The organism is Synechococcus sp. A18-25c, assembly GCF_014280035.1.
Lineage (GTDB): Bacteria > Cyanobacteriota > Cyanobacteriia > PCC-6307 > Cyanobiaceae > Synechococcus_C.
This window is the reverse complement of the sequence record NZ_CP047957.1, coordinates 103,943-123,244: the sequence shown is the minus strand read 5'-3', so window position 1 is coordinate 123,244 and position 19,302 is coordinate 103,943. Positions and strand designations below refer to the sequence as shown.

Annotated in this window: 15 protein-coding genes; 7 read left to right on the top strand and 8 right to left on the bottom strand. The window is 55.0% G+C overall.

Annotated elements, in window-relative coordinates; genetic code table 11:
• The first annotated feature begins 65 nt into the window (after window positions 1-65).
• Complete coding sequence (locus tag SynA1825c_RS00560) at window positions 66-1,079, top strand: glycosyltransferase (RefSeq protein ID WP_186469837.1); 1,014 nt, start codon at window positions 66-68, stop codon at window positions 1,077-1,079.
• Window positions 1,080-1,082: 3 nt separating this feature from the next.
• Window positions 1,083-2,618 (top strand): glycosyltransferase, encoded by a 1,536-nt coding sequence (locus tag SynA1825c_RS00555; protein WP_186469836.1) that lies wholly within the window; start codon window positions 1,083-1,085, stop codon window positions 2,616-2,618.
• Here the strand turns inward: SynA1825c_RS00555 and SynA1825c_RS00550 are convergent.
• From SynA1825c_RS00550 to SynA1825c_RS00525, 6 genes are all read right to left on the bottom strand, one after another.
• Window positions 2,611-3,510: a glycosyltransferase gene (locus SynA1825c_RS00550; protein ID WP_255478413.1), complete on the bottom strand. Its 900-nt coding sequence runs from the start codon at window positions 3,508-3,510 to the stop codon at window positions 2,611-2,613. The two genes, SynA1825c_RS00555 and SynA1825c_RS00550, sit on opposite strands and share 8 nt — an antisense overlap.
• Window positions 3,511-3,729: 219 nt before the next feature.
• Window positions 3,730-4,551, bottom strand: a complete 822-nt coding sequence (locus SynA1825c_RS00545) for an ABC transporter permease (RefSeq protein WP_186469834.1) — start codon at window positions 4,549-4,551, stop codon at window positions 3,730-3,732.
• Complete coding sequence (locus SynA1825c_RS00540) at window positions 4,548-5,360, bottom strand: ABC transporter ATP-binding protein (protein WP_255478412.1); 813 nt, start codon at window positions 5,358-5,360, stop codon at window positions 4,548-4,550. Before SynA1825c_RS00540 ends, SynA1825c_RS00545 begins: the two co-directional genes overlap by 4 nt.
• 15 nt (window positions 5,361-5,375) lie before the next feature.
• Window positions 5,376-6,509: a glycosyltransferase family 4 protein gene (locus SynA1825c_RS00535; RefSeq protein WP_186469833.1), complete on the bottom strand. Its 1,134-nt coding sequence runs from the start codon at window positions 6,507-6,509 to the stop codon at window positions 5,376-5,378.
• A gap of 3 nt (window positions 6,510-6,512) precedes the next feature.
• The gene (locus tag SynA1825c_RS00530; RefSeq protein WP_186469832.1) at window positions 6,513-7,757 is read right to left on the bottom strand and encodes a hypothetical protein; all 1,245 of its coding nucleotides are present in this window, start codon (window positions 7,755-7,757) and stop codon (window positions 6,513-6,515) included.
• On the bottom strand, window positions 7,757-10,273 hold the full coding sequence (locus SynA1825c_RS00525; protein WP_186469831.1) for a glycosyltransferase: 2,517 nt from the start codon (window positions 10,271-10,273) through the stop codon (window positions 7,757-7,759). Before SynA1825c_RS00525 ends, SynA1825c_RS00530 begins: the two co-directional genes overlap by 1 nt.
• Before the next feature lie 45 nt (window positions 10,274-10,318).
• Here SynA1825c_RS00525 and SynA1825c_RS00520 point away from each other — a divergent pair, with 45 nt between their 5' ends.
• Both SynA1825c_RS00520 and SynA1825c_RS00515 read left to right on the top strand, forming a co-directional pair.
• Window positions 10,319-11,089 (top strand): sulfotransferase, encoded by a 771-nt coding sequence (locus SynA1825c_RS00520; protein ID WP_186469830.1) that lies wholly within the window; start codon window positions 10,319-10,321, stop codon window positions 11,087-11,089.
• A gap of 4 nt (window positions 11,090-11,093) precedes the next feature.
• Complete coding sequence (locus SynA1825c_RS00515; protein ID WP_186469829.1) at window positions 11,094-12,293, top strand: glycosyltransferase 61 family protein; 1,200 nt, start codon at window positions 11,094-11,096, stop codon at window positions 12,291-12,293.
• Here SynA1825c_RS00515 and SynA1825c_RS00510 read toward each other — a convergent pair.
• Window positions 12,274-13,164: a hypothetical protein gene (locus tag SynA1825c_RS00510; protein ID WP_186469828.1), complete on the bottom strand. Its 891-nt coding sequence runs from the start codon at window positions 13,162-13,164 to the stop codon at window positions 12,274-12,276. The genes SynA1825c_RS00515 and SynA1825c_RS00510 overlap by 20 nt on opposite strands.
• Before the next feature lie 83 nt (window positions 13,165-13,247).
• Between SynA1825c_RS00510 and SynA1825c_RS00505 the strand changes: the two genes are divergently transcribed.
• From SynA1825c_RS00505 to SynA1825c_RS00495, 3 genes are read left to right on the top strand one after another with little or no spacing between them, the layout of a single operon-like run.
• Window positions 13,248-14,318, top strand: coding sequence for an HlyD family secretion protein (locus SynA1825c_RS00505; RefSeq protein ID WP_186469827.1), 1,071 nt, complete (start codon window positions 13,248-13,250; stop codon window positions 14,316-14,318).
• Window positions 14,315-15,067 (top strand): peptidylprolyl isomerase, encoded by a 753-nt coding sequence (locus SynA1825c_RS00500; RefSeq protein ID WP_186469826.1) that lies wholly within the window; start codon window positions 14,315-14,317, stop codon window positions 15,065-15,067. Before SynA1825c_RS00505 ends, SynA1825c_RS00500 begins: the two co-directional genes overlap by 4 nt.
• Window positions 15,028-18,042, top strand: a complete 3,015-nt coding sequence (locus SynA1825c_RS00495) for an ABC transporter transmembrane domain-containing protein (protein WP_255478411.1) — start codon at window positions 15,028-15,030, stop codon at window positions 18,040-18,042. The genes SynA1825c_RS00500 and SynA1825c_RS00495 overlap by 40 nt, the downstream gene beginning before the upstream one ends.
• Here SynA1825c_RS00495 and SynA1825c_RS00490 read toward each other — a convergent pair.
• A complete protein-coding gene (locus tag SynA1825c_RS00490; RefSeq protein WP_370593762.1) occupies window positions 18,039-19,292 on the bottom strand; it encodes a glycosyltransferase family 4 protein in 1,254 nt (417 codons plus the stop codon). The genes SynA1825c_RS00495 and SynA1825c_RS00490 overlap by 4 nt on opposite strands.
• Between the last annotated feature and the right edge of the window lie 10 nt (window positions 19,293-19,302).

Sequence of the window (19,302 nt, the reverse complement as noted above, 5' to 3'; positions counted from 1 at the left end):
CTTAACGGTGATACTGGGGCCATCCGAACCAACATTGATAAAGTCTGGCGAGCTTTTGGACACCCATGCGCCTCTCCATCCTGGTGGTGTCCCGTACAGCAGGCCTTGTGAGCACCATGCTGAGCAGCCTCAACGAGGCCCTGCATGTCCCTAGCGAGGAGGTTGAAATCCTTTGCTCATGGAACGGCGTAACAGAAAATGAGGCCCAAATCCAAAACGAATCCAGATACGAATTTTTGGTCGCAAACCGGACGCCATACCACTTTGCTAGCAACATGAACGAGCTGGCCGACAAAGCCAACGGAGAAGTATTACTGCTGATCAACGATGACGTTGTTCTCGATCACAACAGCATCGATGCAGCATTGGACTGTCACGATGAACAACCCAACACAGGTCTGGTGGGTGCACGGTTGCGTGATCACAACGGATGGCTAACCCATGCGGGGATCTTGTTCGACCAAAGACATTCTCCTTATCACCAGTTCGATCGCCTGATCGGGTCAGAGCACCATGCTGTGCTGGGTAGACCAAGGGCGGTGCCTGCAGCCACTGGGGCCGCGATGCTGATCCGCCGTGATCACTTTCAATCATTGCGCTTTAGCACCGACTATCGGGTCTGCGGAGAGGATGTCGAACTTTGCCTGGCACTCAGAGGACAGCTAAATCTCAATGTGATTTACTGCCCCCTCTTCAGCGGCGAACATAGCGGTGAAGCCACTCGCGGCAATGACCAGGATCAACGTGGCAACAGTGAGGACCTAACACGCATGCGCGCATTGCATGAGCGCTTCCTCAATACCGCGAGTCCCAATCAGCTTCGAGTTGAACTAGCCGCAAGCGTTGCTGAAGCCGATGCGCTTCGATCACTGGAAACCCATCGGCGTCAAGAAGGCCAAGAGATTAGTCAACTGTTGGCTGAGCTGAAAAAAATTGATCAGAAAAAAGAGGCTGAAAAACTGACTGTCAATCCTGCAATCCAGACTGAGCTCACTCATTTACGGGAGCAAACCCATGCCCTTCAATTATCAAGACTGAAACTGGAGCAGAAGCTCAAACGTGCAAACCAGGGGTATTGATTAATGCAATCACAACCCTTGAAAGGACAAAAAATCCTGGTCACGGCCTACGACCTGGAACAAAGCGAACATCGCGGCATTGCGGTCTACAGCAAATCATTAATGCGCTGCTTGTATGAAGCAGGTGCAGAAGTTTGGTTGTTGACCGAGTTTTTCGACAGCCTCTCCGAAAAAGGGCTCAAGCGCTTGCCCAAACGAACGCAAGTGATGATTCACAATGCCCGCATTCTCAACAGCCTGGCCCTGGGACGACGAGAACGCCCCACAACAGTGCTGGAACGGAAATTCAAACTCGCCCGCAAAGCGAAACGTTGGGGCAACTACCTTCGCCTGATCGGCAACCTTCTACGCAGGCCAAGACAATACAAGGCCAAAGAGCTCAACAGTTTTCGACTTCAAGAGCTGTACGACAATCCTTATGTGCGCATCGAACGCTTGGACTACCTCGAGTGCGTCACCGGCATCGTGAGCGCGCCCGAGCTCTACCTATCCACCCAATTGGCTGCGCAGCTGCCAAAGCTGCGCCCCGTTCGCATTGACCTACGCGGTTTTGACACGCTGATCACCACCTGCCCGCTCAACATCAGCCCACACAATCTGCGTACGTTTGTGCAGACAATTCACGACTTAATTCCCCTGGAATATGTCGCCCATAACGAAGACCCGCTGATGTTCAGCCACCGCCTTCAGTCATGCCTTCCCGCCCGCAGACTGTTTGTGTCCCAATCAACAGCAAATAAATACAGCAAACATATTCAGAACACCAACCAACGCTCAAGCCGCGGCGCCGACAACTCCAATGAGGCAGTGATCATCCAATCCCCATCCTTACGCTTCCCCAACTGGCTGACGGAAGATCCGGAACAAATTGCTGACTTGCAACCTGTAAGCCACCTACTTAGGAATGAAGCACAGACCAACCCAGGAAAATCATCGTCTAAATCCAAAAACTCAGTGCCTTCAAAAAAAATCCTCAAACCATTTAGTTATTTTCTGTTCAACTCTTCTGTCGAAGCTCGAAAAAATATCTTATTTCTCGCGAAGGCTTATGCCGAATCTGATCTCTACAAAATGGGTATCAAACTATGTGTAACTGGCAAACTCAAAGGCGACGACTACAGCAAGGCCCTCCAAGACATCGTGGCGCACGAACCGGGCATCATCCTGACTGGTTATGTGGATGAAAGTTCCAAACTCGACCTTTATCTCAACGCTCTAGGGCTGCTCAGTCCATCACTCGTGGAAGGTTTCGGAATTCCGGTTCTCGACGGAGCTTGCCTGGGAACACCAACGGTTGCCAGCGACTGCGAATCCCACCTGGAGATCCAAGGCCTCCATGACTTCGACCAGCATGTTTTGTGTCTTGACACACTCGACAGTCGCGAATGGGCAGCTGCATTGCAGGCCGTTGCGGGCACCAACCTCAATCTTGCCGACCATCCGGCACAGACGCGCCGTGAACGAATTGGCCGCTACTGCCAATTCCAAACCTTATTCACCGATCAACTACAACATGACCTCGTCACGATCCTCAAGTGAGTTGGGCAATGCAGGCATTAATAGCGCTCTGCTGCCGAGTCACCGAAAGCGATAACGCCAACTCACGACCGGCTCTACTGAGATCCTTCCAAAGCTGACCATCATCCAACAACCGCGATAACTCAGCAGCGAACAAGCTGCCACCATTTTCAACAGGAAAGAAAAGCGAACTGTTGGAATGAAATTCTGCATGAACGGGAATCTCACTCAGCAATGTGGGGATTCCCTCCGCCTTGGCCTCTAACACTGGATAATCAAATCCTTCCTCGAAAGAAGCTGAAACCAAAGCCAGGCTGCCACGAAGAATTGCCAACAACTGACGTGAGTCCAGTTGCTGAAGCAACTGCAAGCCATCAGGCCTCGGCAGTGCACGGCGCAAAGCCTGCAACTCCACTGAGGATGCAACATCACGACCGACGATCCGAAGAACGCCCCTCCAATGAGGCAACAGCTGCTGGGCAGTGGCCAAAGCATGCAAGAGGCCAACCAGATTTTTATTGGAATCATGACGAGCAATCACCAGCAAATCCTCACTAGCGGGAACGGCAACAGGAAGGCGAGTCACTGCTATCCCGTTTGGAACCACGACCAAGCGATCTGCTGCTGCTCCAAAAGCGATCAACTGATCAGCCACGTGCCGACTGATCGCAACCACCTTCGCAGCGCAGGCCAAGTGACGCGGTTGCCAGAAGCGGTATTTCAACCAAGCCCGACGACTGTTGGGGTAACTGAGGGGCGTGAGATCATGACAAGTAATCAGCTGTGGAATCTTCGGAAATCCCAGCAAGGCATCAAAGAACGGCGAATAGATCACATCTGGCTGAACACCTGCACTTCGCAACAAACGCCTTATCCCTTGACCGTGCTGGACCATGGCATTTCGCTGCAGCATGCGCGTCAGCACACCAGGAGCCAACGGAGGCGGTTGCGAAATCCATTGATCAGTTTGAACTAAACACGCCTCACCACGATCATCAAGCTGCAATCGAGTCCCAGGAATTCCAGGCATGACACGCTGAACGTAGCTTCCAAATCCAGAATGCCCAGGCTGCCAAGGCAGCAAATTGATTAAACGCGACGACAAATCAGTATTTACCGAGAAAAGTGTAGTTCAAATCAGAAATGGAATTGAATAACGTTCACGATTCATCCATCGCAGGGCGATCAACAAACCAAAAATATTCAACAAAAGAATTACAAAATTTGCAGACCATTGAACTTCACCAGCCATCAAAGAGTGGCGCACAGGACTAAGAACGCGATACAAAGGGTTTAAGTTTGCAGTCCAAGCCATTGCTCCGAGATTGTCTTTTTTGTACAAAATGGGGGACAACAAAAATACCAATTGAAGAACGATCGGAACCAATTGATAGATGTCCCGATATCGCGCGCCCAGTAAACAGACAATTGTTGGAGCCCAGAAAAGAAATAGAAATAAGTTCAAAAGAGGCAGCCACCCATACAAGACTAAATTCAGTACCAAATCATGCTGAAACCAACTAAGAGCCAGCAATACAAGAGCGAAGGACTGAAGGAAGGTCTGCAACTGAAAAGCCCATTCCTCTAAGACATAAAAAATAGGATTGAGATTGGTGTTGTGTACCTGAGCCTGGTTGTGCTCAAACAAATTAGGTGCCGATCCAATCGCAGCACTTATGCCATTCCAAGTGACAAGACCAACACCTAGATAAACAACGTAGGTATTAAAATCTTGGACTTTGAAAACCGTTCCATATACCAATGCCAATGCGGCAATTGACAACAGATTTGACAAACCAAGCCAAAAACTCCCCAAAAAAGTACGCGCAAACCTTGCCCGGGTGCGCGCAGTCGCCGTGAACCACCAAGCCCGACGCGTCGCCCAGGCGTCCAACACAGTTGCACGAACAGTGGATGTCCTTGTTCCCAATCGAGGACGTAATGCATCGCTCATGATTTCGCCCTGACCAATGAAGAGACAGCGTGATTTCGGTGGTAATAGTCGAGAGCACTTTCAAGAGGCCCAGAAAAGACCATACGACCGCTGTCAAACACAAGGCCCCGGTGGCAAAATCTCCGCAGCAATTCATCAGAATGAGATGCCAACAGTAACGTTCCAGCAGAACTCAAAAACTGAGTCATACGCTCCTGCGCCTTTTCATAAAAACTGGTGTCGCCAGCACCAAACCCCTCATCCATTGCCAAACATTCGTGTCGACTTCCAGTCAAAACAGCGAACAGAAGCCTCGCCGACATGCCCTGACTGTAGGTTTTAACAGGTAGGTGCACGAAATCACCCAAACCTGAAAATTGGATTACATCATCAGAAAATTCTTCAAATCCACGTAAACTTCCGTTCACTAATAAGTAATGCGCTTTAATCGCCTGCAAACCGCTCAACTCGGAGCTTGTGATAAACCCTTTATGAATCATTGGGAACACAGGAACGTGTGCCTTGAAATAACCAGCGGTGTGCCTGTAGACACCAGAAACAAGTCTTAAAAAAGTAGATTTGCCGGCTCCATTATGACCAATTAAAGCGATTCGACCGCCCTGTCGTATATCCAGAGTGACATCTTGCAGTGCCGTCACGACAGCAGCGCCACCACTCCGGCTGATGCGGCCACCGGTCACGGAACGAATCAACGAAGATTTCAGACTGCGTGTTTCCGTTGTCAATACAGGAATCTCTAAAGACACCTTGTTGAGCTGCAATGCCAAAGGCGGTGGACCGGCTGGAGATAACGGATGGTCGATCGGCAAGGCACATTCACTCCTTTAGGCGCTGACCTTACTGGTTACCACCGAATCGCCCAACCCTTGCAGATGCTGCAGCCACACCCCACGAGCAAACAAGGAGAGGTAACGCTCCCGTGCCTGCACGCTGAGCTGCTGGCGCAAGGCCGGCTGTTCTGCGAGGTGTTGCAACACGTCCGCCAAACCCTCAGGCGACTGCGACCACGGCAAACCGGGCAACTGCCCAACCCAGCCCATGCCCGATCGCGATTGATCAAAAGCCAGGGCGATCCGGCCAGCCACCATGGCCTCGAGTTGCACGATGCCGAACGCTTCATTGCTGCAGTCGGAAGGCAACACCAATAGGTCCGCTGCCGCCAGCTGATCGAGCTTGGCGGTCTCCGGCAAGCGGCCGAGAAAACGCACTGGCGACCCTTGCGGAAAAAGACGCTGAGCCAACTGTTCAAAACGAGGACGTTTAGGTCCATCCCCCACCACCACCAGCTGCCATGGACTGGTGAGCTGTGCCAGCGCCGCAAGCAACCAGTCGAGGCGCTTGTAGCTGTCAAGACGGCCGATAAACAGCACCCGCAACGGTTCGCCAGCATGCGCTTCCGGCACAGGCAAGGCCAACCCCAACTGCTCCTGCTGCTGACTGAGGCAACAGGGCAACACAAACAAACGCTGGGAATCGCACCCGCAGCGCTGGAGCTCCTGAGCCAACAGGGGCGAGGTAGTGATCACCGCCGAGAGCTGAGGCACCAGCCTCAGGGCAAGCCACTGATAAAGAACAAAAAGACAACCACTGAAGGTGCAGTCTGGCTCTAGGAAGCAGTGCCAATGAGCAGTGACCCGCCGCTGCGGGCGCATCAAGCGAGCCAACAGCAAAACCAGCAATACCCCTGGTGACGGCAGATGGCCATGCAGAGGAGACTGTGAGCGCAGCAAGCGCCAAAGAGCTCGGGACGGCAGCGGCAACTGCAAACGGGCAATGGGCTTGGTGCTGGGCAGCCGCCGACGGGGGTATCCCACCGGCAATGGATCGTGGCCGATGGCCTCCTGACGCTGCACATCCAGGCTGTAGACCGCACCGCCCCAAACACTGGCCAGCTCGTGGGCCACGCGTTCAACACCGCCATAACCCGGCGGCCATTCGCGCAACAGCTGCTCCACCATCGGTTAACCCATGCGCGGTGCACCCCCGCTGTAACGACTGATCAGCAGCTGCTCAATGTCGCGGGCCAGCTGATCGCGGCGTTCGGGAGGAATCCAGCGGGCCAGCTCGGCGATCGCCATCGGTCGGCCCCGATGCTCCGCCAACTGAAACAGAACATGCTTCTTCACCATGGGGAAGCCCCGAGCCAACAAACTGCGCCAAGCAAACAAACTTTGATTCACATGCTCTGGCTGGTCGATGCCATAGGCCTGCAGCTCTGTCGCCATGGCGGCATCCGTGAGTAGCCCCTGCACCAGCGGATAGGCGGGCTGGAGCTCCACCCCAGCCGCCAATAGCGCCTGGGAGAGGCCGATCTCCCCTTGATTGATCAGGTCATCCTTGGAGCCACTGATGGCGTAGTGCAGCCAAAACCGCAACCAGGCGGGATGTTGCAACAGCGCACGGTTGGCATGAAGCAGAAACGACTGCAGGTGGTAACAATTGCGCTGGGCAGAATCGGTGAGGCCCGCCAACACCGGCCGCGGGACCGCGTTCTGGGTCGTCCACCGCTCCAGCTGGGCCACCAGCGCATCAGGGGGCTGCACTAGCAGGTTGCTGTCGTTGCAGAGCACCAAGGCTTGCAACTGCTGGTGAGCTGCGGGGGTGGACTGAAGCAGCAGTGCAAGGTCGCGGTAGGCCCCCAGGCAGAGGCCGATGTTGGCGCGACCAACGATCTGTACCCCGGCCGGCGCCAACTTCGCTCTTAGTACGGGATCGAGATGGGACGAGGACAGAAGAACCTGCCAGCCGGCCGACTGCAACACCAAGAGCGCCTCACACCAACTCTGAGGCAACAGCCCGCGTCGGTCGTAGTGGTGGAACACCAGCAGACGTTCAGGGGTCTGTTCACCCCAACGCTTGCGCAACTGACCGTAGTCGGGCCCGCGCTGTAGAAAGCCGTTGCGGTCACGACTGAGGGCCGTCACGGCATCGGCATAGGCCTGGGTGGAGCGGATCGCCGCCGCCACCTCGCTTGGAGCTTCAGGGGACGGCCAGCGATTTGCAGCGCTGCTGCGGGCCAGGTGCTGCCACAGCTGCAGCTTGGCCTTGCCACCGGTGGGCGCAACCCGCAGCAGCGGGCTCAGGGCCGCGAGGCTTCGGCGGCGCTGACGCAGCAACCTCACCACCGCCGCTCCAAGGCGGCGGCGCTCGGAACGATCGGCAGACAAACTCCGCACAAAGCGCAAGATTCCAAGCCGAAGGGTCATCAGACGCCCTCCGACAGCGCGAGCGGCAACTGCAACCAGGGGTGACGTTGCTGCAAGGTGCGTGAGAGCGCATGCCAGCTGCGGTTGGTGGCGCGATGGCTCATTGACTCGGCATGGCTGCGATACACGGCCAGGATCCGGGGGCATTGGAGGCCGTAAAAACCAGCCTCCGCGAGCTTGCACCAAAAGTCGTAATCCTCCCAGCCGCCTTCGATGTGGGTGTATCCCCCCACCGCCTCCCAGGCGCTGCGGCGCACCAGGGCCATGGCATCCACATGATTTTCAAACCTGAGCCGCTCCCGCTGCCAACTTTGAGGACGAACTAACGAACGCTGTTCATCCGGGCGTCCCGGCTCCGCCTCCACCGCCAACAGGGGGTGCACCACCGCCAGCTGGGGGGCAGCAGCATCGGTCAGCGCCAGACACCCCGCCACCGCATCCGGGAAGAGAGCGTTGTCGGCGTCGAGCACAAAACACCAAGGGGCCTGGCTGTGAGCCAGGGCGGTGTTGCGAGCCGTTGCCAAACCGGCATTGTGGCCATGGCGCAACAGCAGCAGCCGAACAAAGGGGGCACTCCCAGTGCTTAGACAGGCATCGATCCAGCGCTCCACAACGGCCGTGCCGTCATCGGTGGAGGCGTCATCAACAACGATCAGTTCGAGGCGCTGCTGAGTCTGCGCCTTAACGCTCTCAAGCGCTTCAGTGATGCGATCGGCGTAGTTGTAGAGGCTCACCACCACCGCCGCCAGGGGCGGGCGCTGGGCCAAATCGGAAGCCTTCCATTGACGCAGGGTCTGCAATAACGGCATAGGGCGATCTTCCGCCAAAGCCATCAGCGGTAGGCCGGCATGACGAGCCTTGAGCTCCGCCGGCGTGGCATCCAAAGGATGAGCCAGACACAGTCTGGCAGGCTGCAGCAAAGTCCACTCATCCGGGCAGTGATCAGCACCCGCATGGACCAAGCGGGCTGCCCGCTGGGCCGCCGCCTGAAGCCAACCGGCCCGGAGCAAACCCGCGGCAGGATCGCCAATCACCAACTCGGGCCATCCCGGCCAGTAGGCGATCGCCGGCTCGCCGGGCACAGCCCCTGCTTCAACCAACACGGCCATGTCCTGGGTGAGAGCCCGTTCAAAACCAGCCCCGGCCGATCCCAACACCTGCAGTTGTCCTTTTGGAGGAGGCGTCATCCCCAGGCGAGCTGCCCACTGATGGGGATCCACAGCCTGAGGTTGCTGCAGCCAGCCGTTAATCCCAGCATCTGGATCTAACCACCAGACTGGCAATCCAAGTACCCGCAGCATCAGCACTCGCGCAGGCTCGGGATCCAGGATCAGCTGCTGGGCCTGGAGATGGGCCAACCAATGGGAGGCCCGCTCCGCAGGTGGCAACTCCAGGTTGAGGGTGAGCCGCTGCACGGTCACTGGTGATTGCGGAGGTTGATCTGATTGATCGGCATGCAGCACAAATTGCAATTGATGCAGGCCCGAGCGCTCGAAATCGACTCGTCCCTGTCCCAAATCCGGCAGGGGCAAATGCTGCAGGAGCAGATGCGGCCGCAGCTCCAACCAAGACGGACCACAGACACTGAGCTGACACTCCCGTGCCAAAGACACGCTCTCTGTAAGACGGGGCGCTGGGAACGAGCGGTGGGCCGCCAACCAATCGGGCCAAGCCTCTGGCTGGCAAGGCAGCACAGCGGCCGGCAATCCAAAAGGGGGCTGCAGGGCAGGCCAGCGACGGGGCAAGGGCTGCCGCAACAAACGATGGTGCAAACGACGCACGCTGGTTTGAAGTTTGGGGGCCTGCCGGGAGCCCAGGCTGCGGCGGTGCTGTGGATTGATCAAAGCTAAAGCCTGCCGCCGTTGGTGCAGGGAGGGGCGCAGCTCCGGAAGTGCAAGTTCCAACGATTCGAGTTGCTGCTCTGGCGCCTGGAACCAACGATCAAAATCCACTACGGCACAGGGCAAATCAGCCTGCTGGGCAATATCGACCACCTCAAGGTTGTGGCGCCACCAGAGCTGCTGCGCCCTGAGCGGCTCCATGCCCACCAGCGGCCCATCACGGCGTACCAGGGAAGTGACCACCTCGGCTGGATCCCGCACCGCCAACAGCAAACGCAATGGAATGTCTAGCTCGCGGCACAGCTCCAGCCAGAGCGGCAACAACCGGCTGCAACGGGGATCCTTGACCGCCCACAACCCCTGTTGATGATCCACCGCCCCTAAGACCAAAGCACGGAGTTGGCCATAGGCCTGACGGGTGACGGAATGCTGCAACCAACCCTCCGGCAAGGCCAGGGTGCCCTCGCGCGCCGGCCACCAGCGCTGCAGATCAATCAAGAGCCGCTCCTGCAGGGCCACCACCGCATCCCACTCGAAGTAACCCTCGGGGTTGTGCTGATCGCCAGCGATGGTCTCGCCCGGGAGCTCCACGCCCAAGCGCTGGAGTATTCCCCCCAATAGGGAGGTGCCGCTGCGATGCATGCCCACCACCAACAACAGAGGAGGCCTGGACACAACAGGAGATGCAGGATGGGGAGACGCTAACCCGCATGCCGTTGCATGCCCGTCCGCTCGACGCTGTCTTCATGGGTGCGCTGGCCCCGCCAGCGCTTGCCCCACTTTCTCGGGCTCGGCACCCAGAAAGGGGGCACCACCAGCCTGCAGAAACTGTTGGAACAGCACCCTGGGGTGTATCTGCCGCCCTGCAAGGAGGTGCACTACTTCAGCCAGCACGCCGAAGAACCCGCGCGCTGGTACGCCGAGCACTACCGCGACGCCCGCCGCGGCCAGCGGCGGGGCGACATCACACCCTTTTATTTGTTCCATCCCGACGTGCCCGCCCGAATCCACGCGCTGCTGCCGCGGGCCAGGATGATTGTGCTGTTACGGGATCCGGTGGAACGGACCCTCTCACAGGTGTTCCATGCCCGCCGCCATGGCTTTGAAGCGCTGGAAGTGGCGGATGCTCTGGCAGCGGAACCGGAACGGCTGGCCACTGGCGGGACCTACAGCTTCCAGAAGCACAGCTATGTGGCGCGCAGCCGCTACCTGGAGCAGCTGGATCGCTATGAGGCGCTGTTCCCTCAACGGCAGCTGCTGGTGCTGAAAAGCGAAGACCTGTTCAACAACACCCCTGCGGCTTGGGACGCCATCCAACAGTTTCTGAATCTGGAGGCGATCCCGCTGCCAATGGCCCTGCCCAAGGCCAATGCGGGCAGCGGCGAGGCCACACAGGTGCCTGCGGCCGTGCGGGCCCAGCTCAGAGAGGCGCTGTCCATCACCGCTATTGGCGTTAAACAGCGCTACGGCATCGACTGGGGCTGGAGCTGATCGCGTGGGATGGATCCGAGAGGTCAAAGACTGGAGTCAGCTGATCTGGGAGGACTGGCGGTTTCGCGCACGCCAACCGGGACGCTGGCAACGGATGACCCTGCGGGACGTCCCGGTTGCGCCGATTGAAGAACTGCTGATGCGCTGGGCAGGCGGCAGCGTTTGGCGAGGAGGTCCCCAACCCATGCCGTGGCATCCGCTCTGCCCGGCTTTGCGCCACTACCGCGGGGACGAACCGGCCGATGATCCTGCTCAACAGATGAACTCAGCCGATCAGTGGCCGGTGGAGAGCGGCCGCCTGTTCTGGTGCGGCCCAATCGTGCATCACTTCGGCCACCAACTGGGGGAATTCGGCGGCCGCATCCTGCTGGCCAGCCTGGATCCACGACCCGGTCAGCTGCTGTTTCTGCATCCAGACGGTGATCAAGCCTTCGACAAGCTCACCGCCTGGCAACAGGCCTGGATCCGCCATCTCAACCCAACCAACAAACCAGTGCTGATCCGCGGTGGGGGCTTCCGGGCACAGGAGCTGGTGGTGGTCCCTCAACAGCAACGCCTGGGCTGCCCGCCCACAGCACAGCATCTACGGGCCCTCGGCCGTCTCAAGCGCTCAGCCTCGTCCGTCAATGAGGTGGTGGTGCTTTCGCGCTCCCGCTACGCAGCCGGCCGCGACCAACCCAGCCTGCGGGGATCGGTGGCCGGGGAAGCGGCCCTGGATGCATGGATGCAACGCCAGGGCGCTCGGATTGTGTATCCGGAAACGCTGCCACTTAAAGAGCAACTGGAACTGCTGCACACCACGCAACACCTGATCGTGGCGGAGGGCAGTGCATTGCATGCACTGGAACTGATCGGCCGCCAACCAGACAAAACAGTGACAGTGATCGCCAGACGGCCGCTCTGGCCAGGAATGGAAAGCCCTTTGCAAAGCCGCTTCCCTCTGTTGCGCTGGATCGATGCCGTGCAAGCCCTGCATTGGCTGTCCCCCGCCAATCCTAGGGTTAAGGGCGTCGCCCAACTGGACTGGAAACAGCTGGCAGCGGAGCTGAGTGAACGTTTCGGCTGGGAGGCCACTGCGAACGACATCCAAGGGTTCGAAGAGGCCGCCAACCAACAACTGGCTCACCTGCAGCAAACGCTGCCGATCCAGACACAACGCTGCACGGCCAAAGACCGCACACCACTCAGGGCAGGAGGTTGGTGAGCATGCGGCGCAGACGCTGGCGCTTGGAGAGCCTCGGGGCCGCTGGAGCCTGAACGGGCACACCACGCACCCGCATCAGCAGGGGCACCGTGAGCGTGGCGGGGTGGCTGATGCCGTGTTCCCACAAGCCGTCCTCCCCCCAGCAGTCGCCATGATCGGCGCAGATAAACACCGTCCCCTGCGCAAAACGCTCGAGCAGGGGCGCCAACTTGTGATCGATCCATTCCAGGCAGGCCCGCTGACGACGAGCGCTCTCCGCAGCGCTGCAATTCTCGGATCCAAACGGCACACAGGGGCTGGGCCAACGGTCCCAATCGGCACCCTCATGCCAATACGGCACATGGGTCTCACCAACATTAAGGAACACAAATCGAGGCTGGCTCTCGGGCGCTTGAGCCAAACGCTCCTCAATCCATTCCAGCTGCGCGCCCAGACTCCAGGTGTTGCCTGCGAAGTGAAAGTGCTCAAAGGGCTGGGCCAAAACGGCACCGGTGTCGCTGGCGGTGTTGAACCAGTCGACGGCACCACTGCCAATCGTGCAGTAGCCCTGCCGGCGGAAGCCCTCTATCATGTTGGCACCTTCGAGGCGGAAGCCTTGCTCGCCATCCTGGCTGGCATGGCCAGCGAAAGCCATCCGGAACAACTTGCCGGCCTTGGGGTTCAACCAGGACTCAGCACAACCCTCAACCCCCGGGGTGAAGCCCATCCAGAAGGCGGCATGACTGCCATAAGTGAAGTAGCTGGGTGCCTGAGCGCGATGCAGAGGCCCGACTGCGGAAAGGTGGGGGAGGCCGCCCTGACGATGCGCAGCCACAAACGTGTCGTACCGGCAGGAATCGAGGCTGATGAACAACACATCCGTGGCTGCCATAACCAGCGGTCCAATCAGGACCGGTAAAGTACCTCGATGATTTTGGACGAACGTTCTTGACGACACGGCAGAAGCGGCGCTTCATGCTGCTGCCGCAGGAACACACTGTGATGGTGCGGCAAACCTCCAAGTGGGGGCAGATTTTCCTGCTGTCGCTGGTGGGCCTGGGTGCAACAGCCTTTGCCACGGCCTGGTTCTATCGCCTGGACGAGGTAATTACTGTGCAAGGCCGCCTCGTACCACAAAAGGGGGGTGTTGAAGTCAAGAGCCCTGTCAACGGCCAGCTCAGCCAAGTACTGGTGAGTAATGGGGAGGAAGTAAAAGAGGGTGAACCACTACTGCGATTCGACGTGAAATCGGCCGAAGCTGAGGAGAGCACCATTGCGAGGCAACTGGAGCTTGAACGCGAGCGCTTGACTGACCAACTACGCCGAAACGAACAACGCCAGCAAACCCTCACACGCAACATCAACCTTACGGAAAGGATTCTGGAGAGGTTCACCCCGCTGGAACGCGGCGGCGCCATCAGCGAAATTCAAATCCTCCAGCAAGCCAACCAGCTCGAAACCTTGCGCGATGAATTGCTGCAGATGCAAACAGAACGGGAAGAACTGCAGAATGACAGTCAAAGCCGCACCGCTAACCTAGAAGGGAAGTTGCAACAGATCCAAAGCCAATTACGCAATGAAGTGGTGAAAGCACCGATCAGCGGCACGGTGTTTGATCTCCAACCCGACAACAATCGCTATGTGGCGACCAATGCTGAACCATTGCTGAAAATCGTTCCCAACGGCCAACTTGGTGGAGAAGTTAATGTAGGCAATCAAGACATTGGCTTCATTCGCCCTGGCCAATCTGCAAAGATCCGTGTTGACTCCTTCCCCTATACCGAATATGGCGAGATTGACGGCACCATACGTAGCATTGGTGCCGATGCCCTACCTCCGAGCGAGCTCATACGCTCATACCATTTTCCAGTTGAGTTGAACCTGAGCCGCTCCACACTTGAAACTAAAGACGGCACAGTAATCCCACTACAATCAGGCATGACCATTACTACCAATCTAAAGTTACGTGACAGAAGATTAATTGAACTGCTCAGCGATTTATTCACCAACCGAGGCGAAAGCCTAAAGCGCTTGCGTCAACCATGACCCTTGACACAAAAGTCGATAGCACTGCTATGTGGATTGACGATAATCCACTCTCAATTAGCGAGACGGTTAGATTAGTTCGCCAACAGGGAGCCTTGACACGTCTAGTACAAGAATGGGTCTTAGAGAAGACAGTATCCCATATCGATATCAATCAGGAAAAACTAGATGAATTACTGAATGAATTCAGAACCAATAATCAACTTGTCAGCGACGAAGCATATTCTGACCACCTTCAAAAACGACATATTGATGAAAAATTGCTGCTGCGGATGCTTGCTCGGCCTTACCAGATTATTAAATATAGAGAAGATCGCTGGGGACCTTTCGCCCAAAGCCTTTACCTCAAAAATAAAGAACAATTCGACTTTGTGAGTTATCAGCGCCTTGAATCAAGCGATTCTGACGTGATGCAAGAAATTTATTTCCGCCTGAAGGACGGCGAGGAAAGCTGGGACGGTCTTGCACGCCAGTTCCCTGGTGCGGCTGCTGATGCAACTGCCCGACGGGGGCCAATCCCTGTGTCTGAGGTAGAAGAACCCGTGCTGAACGCTCTACGCCAGAACGAACCTGGTCGCATCTCACGACCAATACAGGTTGGCAGCCAAGTAATCGTGGTGGCTCTTGAGCAGTTTCAGCCCACTCCGTTTGGGGAAGAGGTGCGTAAGACAATACTTAGACAAGCATTTAATGAATGGGCGTCCCAGGAATGCAGCAAGATGCTCAACAAGATCAGGTTTCCGGAATGACTGCAAGCGTCAACCCCGCCAACCGACTTGAATTTCTTCGAGGCGTCAAAGAGTTTCAGCAAGCCTTGCTGCCATCCATTCAGCAACTCGCTGGAGCATCCGAGCTAATTACGTTACGGCAAGGCCAGACTCTTTTGCGAGCAGGAGCTTTAGAAACTCATGCCTTCGTCGTTATCGAAGGTGCCCTTCGACTACTGGCCAAAGAGCCTTTTCACAGCGATCTGTTCAGCGTGGGTCGAGCTGAAGCTGGGCAGCTAGTCGGAGTGGTCGGTTTATTACGTCAATCCGCCTGCGAAGGAGCAATTGCACGACGAACAACGCAATTGGTCAGCGTGCCTCTGGAGCTTCTGAACAACCTTATTAAGAAGGATGAAGGCCTAACAGTGGGCCTACAAAACCATTGGTCGCCCTGCGAGGGTGCTGCCGTCCTCAGCAGACACCTACAGACGCAAGCCAATCCTCCAACCAATGCAAGTGAGTGGATCATTGAGCAATTGCAAGCAAGCCTTCCAGAAGCGACTCACTCAGATCACACCAAAAAACTGCTGAGCACAGTGCTCCCTGAGCATGCATCACTCACGGGTACTGTAGTTACACTCTTTGAGCAGGAGGAGCTCAGCAAAGTCAGCCGCCTTCCACTTCGGTTTTGGTATTGGACACCCACCCAAAATTTGTCGGCTAAGCACCTAGCTACACAAGCTAACAAAAACAATTTCTCCACCTTGAAGGAGTCCAAAAACAACACAAACAACACTAATAAGTGGAATCCGAGCACCAATCTTGATCTAACCGAACTTGGCCTACGAGACGCCAGGAACGAGGCTGACCTCCAGGGATTTCGGCCGATCCGTGGACATGGGCCAGTAGGTGCCAATCTGGCCACCCTGCGCATGCTCGCCCGTGCCTACGACACACCATGTCCAATAGATGTGATCGAAAAAGTGTTAGAGGGTGCAAGCGAACGCAATGGACAGATTCCAATTCACACCATCGGCCAATTAACTGAAACAATGGGCCTCCAAACACAGGTGGGTTCTGTGAAATTTGAACAAATACATCGCCTTGAGTTGCCAGTAATTGTGGCAACCCAGGGATATTTCGCCCTCCTGACAGAAGTTAAAGGTGGCAAAGTTTTACTTGCCGATCCTGAACGAGGCTGGCGTAACCTTCCATTCAACAAAATTCTTGAAGAATGGGGCAATGAAGTTCAAGTAGTGTTGGTCAAACGCCTGTCCAACACACCAACAAAACAATTCGGCTGGGGTTGGTTTGCTCCAGTACTAAAGCGCTTTCAGTGGCCACTAATTCAGGTGTTACTTGCATCCCTTTTCATACAGCTTTTCCAACTCGCCAACCCATTGCTTTTGCAACAAATCATCGACAAAGTAATTAATCAGAGCAACCTTTCAGCACTGCAAGTGCTGGGTGCTGCTCTTGTCGTGGCTGCATTATTCCAGGGTCTGCTAACGGCAGTGCGCACATGGTTGCTGATCGACACCACTGATCGCATGGACCTTCTACTGGGGAGCCAGGTGATCGATAAGCTTCTGCGATTACCGCTGCGCTTCTTCGAAAAGCGTCCTGTTGGGGAGCTTTCGCAACGCCTCAGCGAGCTGGGCAATCTTCGCGGATTTCTCACAGGCACAGCTATTACGAGCGCGCTAGATCTTTTATTTGCAACAATCTATATTCTAATTATGTTAATGTATAGCCCACTATTAACAGCTGTCGCTCTGGGCACCATACCATTATATATTTTGCTGATTCTTTTTATTGCTCCTGTCTATCGAAGGCTTATACGTAATCAAGCCCAGTTCGCTGCTCGCACACAGAGTCATCTCATTGAAACATTAGGTGGTATTCAGACCGTTAAAGCGCAACACTTTGAACTGAATTCACGCTGGCGGTGGCAAGAACGATATTCAGGTCAGATCGCTGAAGGTTTCAAAAGTGTTGTCCTCGGAAGCAGCGCTAGCGAAGTTGGTAATTTTTTAAATCAACTTAGCTCACTTCTAATCATTTGGGTTGGTGTATATCAAGTCATAGATGGGCAACTTAGCCTGGGACAGCTAATAGCTTTTCGCATCATTGCTGGTTATGTCACAGGTCCGATCCTTCGCCTATCAAGTTTGTGGCAAGGCTTCCAACAAGTGGGAATCTCAATGGAGAGACTCGCTGACATCGTCGATCAGGTATCAGAAACGGGAGACCGTGATACAGATCAAATTTCGCTTCCTCCAATTAAAGGTAATGTGAAATTCGATTCTCTCAAATTTCGATTTGGTACTCAAGGAAGTATGCAGATAGATGGAGTGGACCTCTCTGTTGAAGCAGGAAGCTTTATTGGAATCGTTGGCCAAAGTGGAAGCGGCAAAAGCACACTTATGAAGCTTCTTCCCAGGCTGTACGAACCCAACGAAGGGAGGATCCTCATTGATGGTTATGACATCAATAAGGTAAATCTAAGCAGCATTCGCCAACAAATTGGCATAGTCCCTCAGGATTGCTTGTTGTTCGAGGGCACAATCAGGGACAACATCACGATGAACGCACCTGAGGCTGACACTAACGCAGTGATCAGTGTTGCACGTGCAGCAGAAGCTCATGACTTCATCATGGAACTCCCGGACGGCTACGGCACCCAATTAGGTGAACGTGGTGCTGGTTTAAGCGGTGGTCAACGTCAACGCATTGCCATTGCTAGGACATTACTACAGAATCCAAAATTGCTTGTACTTGATGAAGCCACAAGTGCATTAGATTATGAGACTGAATCCAATGTATGTCGCAATCTCCAGGATCAACTGAGAGGAAGAACTGTATTTTTCATTACCCACCGTCTAAGTACAGTTAAGCATGCGGATCGAATTGTGATGATGCATGAAGGTCGAATTGTTGAACAAGGAACTCACGATCAATTAATGAACCTTGGGGGAAGATATGCCACCTTATACTCCCATCAAGGAGATACTTAAAACACCCCACCAGCAACAAGCTGCATCAGCTGTAACTGTTGTGGAACACATCTCTCCAAACTGTAATTAGCTAAAATTGTTTCCCGCGCAGCTCTTCCAAGTGCAATAGCTTTCTCACGATCGCTGAGAATCTCCGCAACAGCATGCGCAAGCTGATCTGGTGAAAAGAAATCCACCAACATACCGTTTTCCCCATCGCGAATAACTTCTTGAACAGGAGCTGTAGACGACCCGACAATTGGCAAGCCAACACTCATAGCTTCGAGCAAACTCCAACTCAAAACGAAAGGGTATGTCAAATACACATGACATGTACTTAACTTTAGGAGTGAAAGGAAACTTTGATAGTCCAAATTCCCTACAAAATGAATGCTCGACTCATCATAGTGTCCCCTAATTTGCGCCAAACAAATATCTCTCCAATTAGCCACTGGTGGCTCCTGCCCATAGCTAACGCCTTCATGTCCGCCCACAACAACAATTTTGACAGTTGGACATAACCTTTGAATTGCAGGTATAGATCGGATGAATGTCAAACAGCCTCGATAGGGCTCTATACGACGGTTCACAAATGTGACGATCAATTCTCCTGGAGAAACGATGACGCCACCAGGGAGCCTGCAAGGCTGGGGAGCAGGATCAGGAGCAGCTAGCTGAGTGTCAATTCCATCGTGGATCACACTAATACGATCCTGAAAGCACAATGGAAAGCTACTTCTCTGAAATAGAGTAGGAGTAACGCTCCAGTCACTTAATTCGAGCATCAGTAAATTATTAGCATTTTTCATTCTCAACTTGGCACAAGCCTGCCAATCCAGTGGCCCCTGCAATTCCGAGTCAAAATCATAATCAAAACCTCGAGCTCGGTAATAAAATTCTTGATAACTAAGAACCTTGGCAGCAGGCCACACATCCTTAAGAAACAATGCTTCGCCCCAACCGGGGTGTGCACAGATTAAATCTGGATAAAATCCCTGCTGAACCAAGTGATGAGCAGCTTTAGCACAAGCCTCCCCGCGGATAACTTTGGTCTCCGTTTCAGATGCCCAAGAATGAGTATCCTTGCCTGTACCACGGCTAAGTGTATAGCGAACGTACGTGACACCATCTGGAATAGGCTCAGTTAATGGGTGAATACCGAGACCAACGATCTGGTGACCACCCTCCTTAGCAAGAGCCCTTAATACATGACGATACTGACCAGGGAAAGACTGATGAACGAATAAAATTCGCATACAAGGATTGGTCACAAGAGGGTGG

What these genes read in the sequence shown, in the direction of transcription:
- SynA1825c_RS00560 (WP_186469837.1), top strand. Translation starts at nt 66, where the DNA reads ATGCGCCTCTCCATCCTGGTGGTGTCCCGTACAGCAGGCCTTGTGAGC.
- SynA1825c_RS00555 (WP_186469836.1), top strand. Translation starts at nt 1,083, where the DNA reads ATGCAATCACAACCCTTGAAAGGACAAAAAATCCTGGTCACGGCCTAC.
- SynA1825c_RS00550 (WP_255478413.1), bottom strand. Translation starts at nt 3,510, where the DNA reads ATGCTGCAGCGAAATGCCATGGTCCAGCACGGTCAAGGGATAAGGCGT.
- SynA1825c_RS00545 (WP_186469834.1), bottom strand. Translation starts at nt 4,551, where the DNA reads ATGAGCGATGCATTACGTCCTCGATTGGGAACAAGGACATCCACTGTT.
- SynA1825c_RS00535 (WP_186469833.1), bottom strand. Translation starts at nt 6,509, where the DNA reads ATGGTGGAGCAGCTGTTGCGCGAATGGCCGCCGGGTTATGGCGGTGTT.
- SynA1825c_RS00530 (WP_186469832.1), bottom strand. Translation starts at nt 7,757, where the DNA reads ATGACCCTTCGGCTTGGAATCTTGCGCTTTGTGCGGAGTTTGTCTGCC.
- SynA1825c_RS00520 (WP_186469830.1), top strand. Translation starts at nt 10,319, where the DNA reads ATGCCCGTCCGCTCGACGCTGTCTTCATGGGTGCGCTGGCCCCGCCAG.
- SynA1825c_RS00510 (WP_186469828.1), bottom strand. Translation starts at nt 13,164, where the DNA reads ATGGCAGCCACGGATGTGTTGTTCATCAGCCTCGATTCCTGCCGGTAC.
- SynA1825c_RS00505 (WP_186469827.1), top strand. Translation starts at nt 13,248, where the DNA reads ATGCTGCTGCCGCAGGAACACACTGTGATGGTGCGGCAAACCTCCAAG.
- SynA1825c_RS00500 (WP_186469826.1), top strand. Translation starts at nt 14,315, where the DNA reads ATGACCCTTGACACAAAAGTCGATAGCACTGCTATGTGGATTGACGAT.
- SynA1825c_RS00495 (WP_255478411.1), top strand. Translation starts at nt 15,028, where the DNA reads ATGCAGCAAGATGCTCAACAAGATCAGGTTTCCGGAATGACTGCAAGC.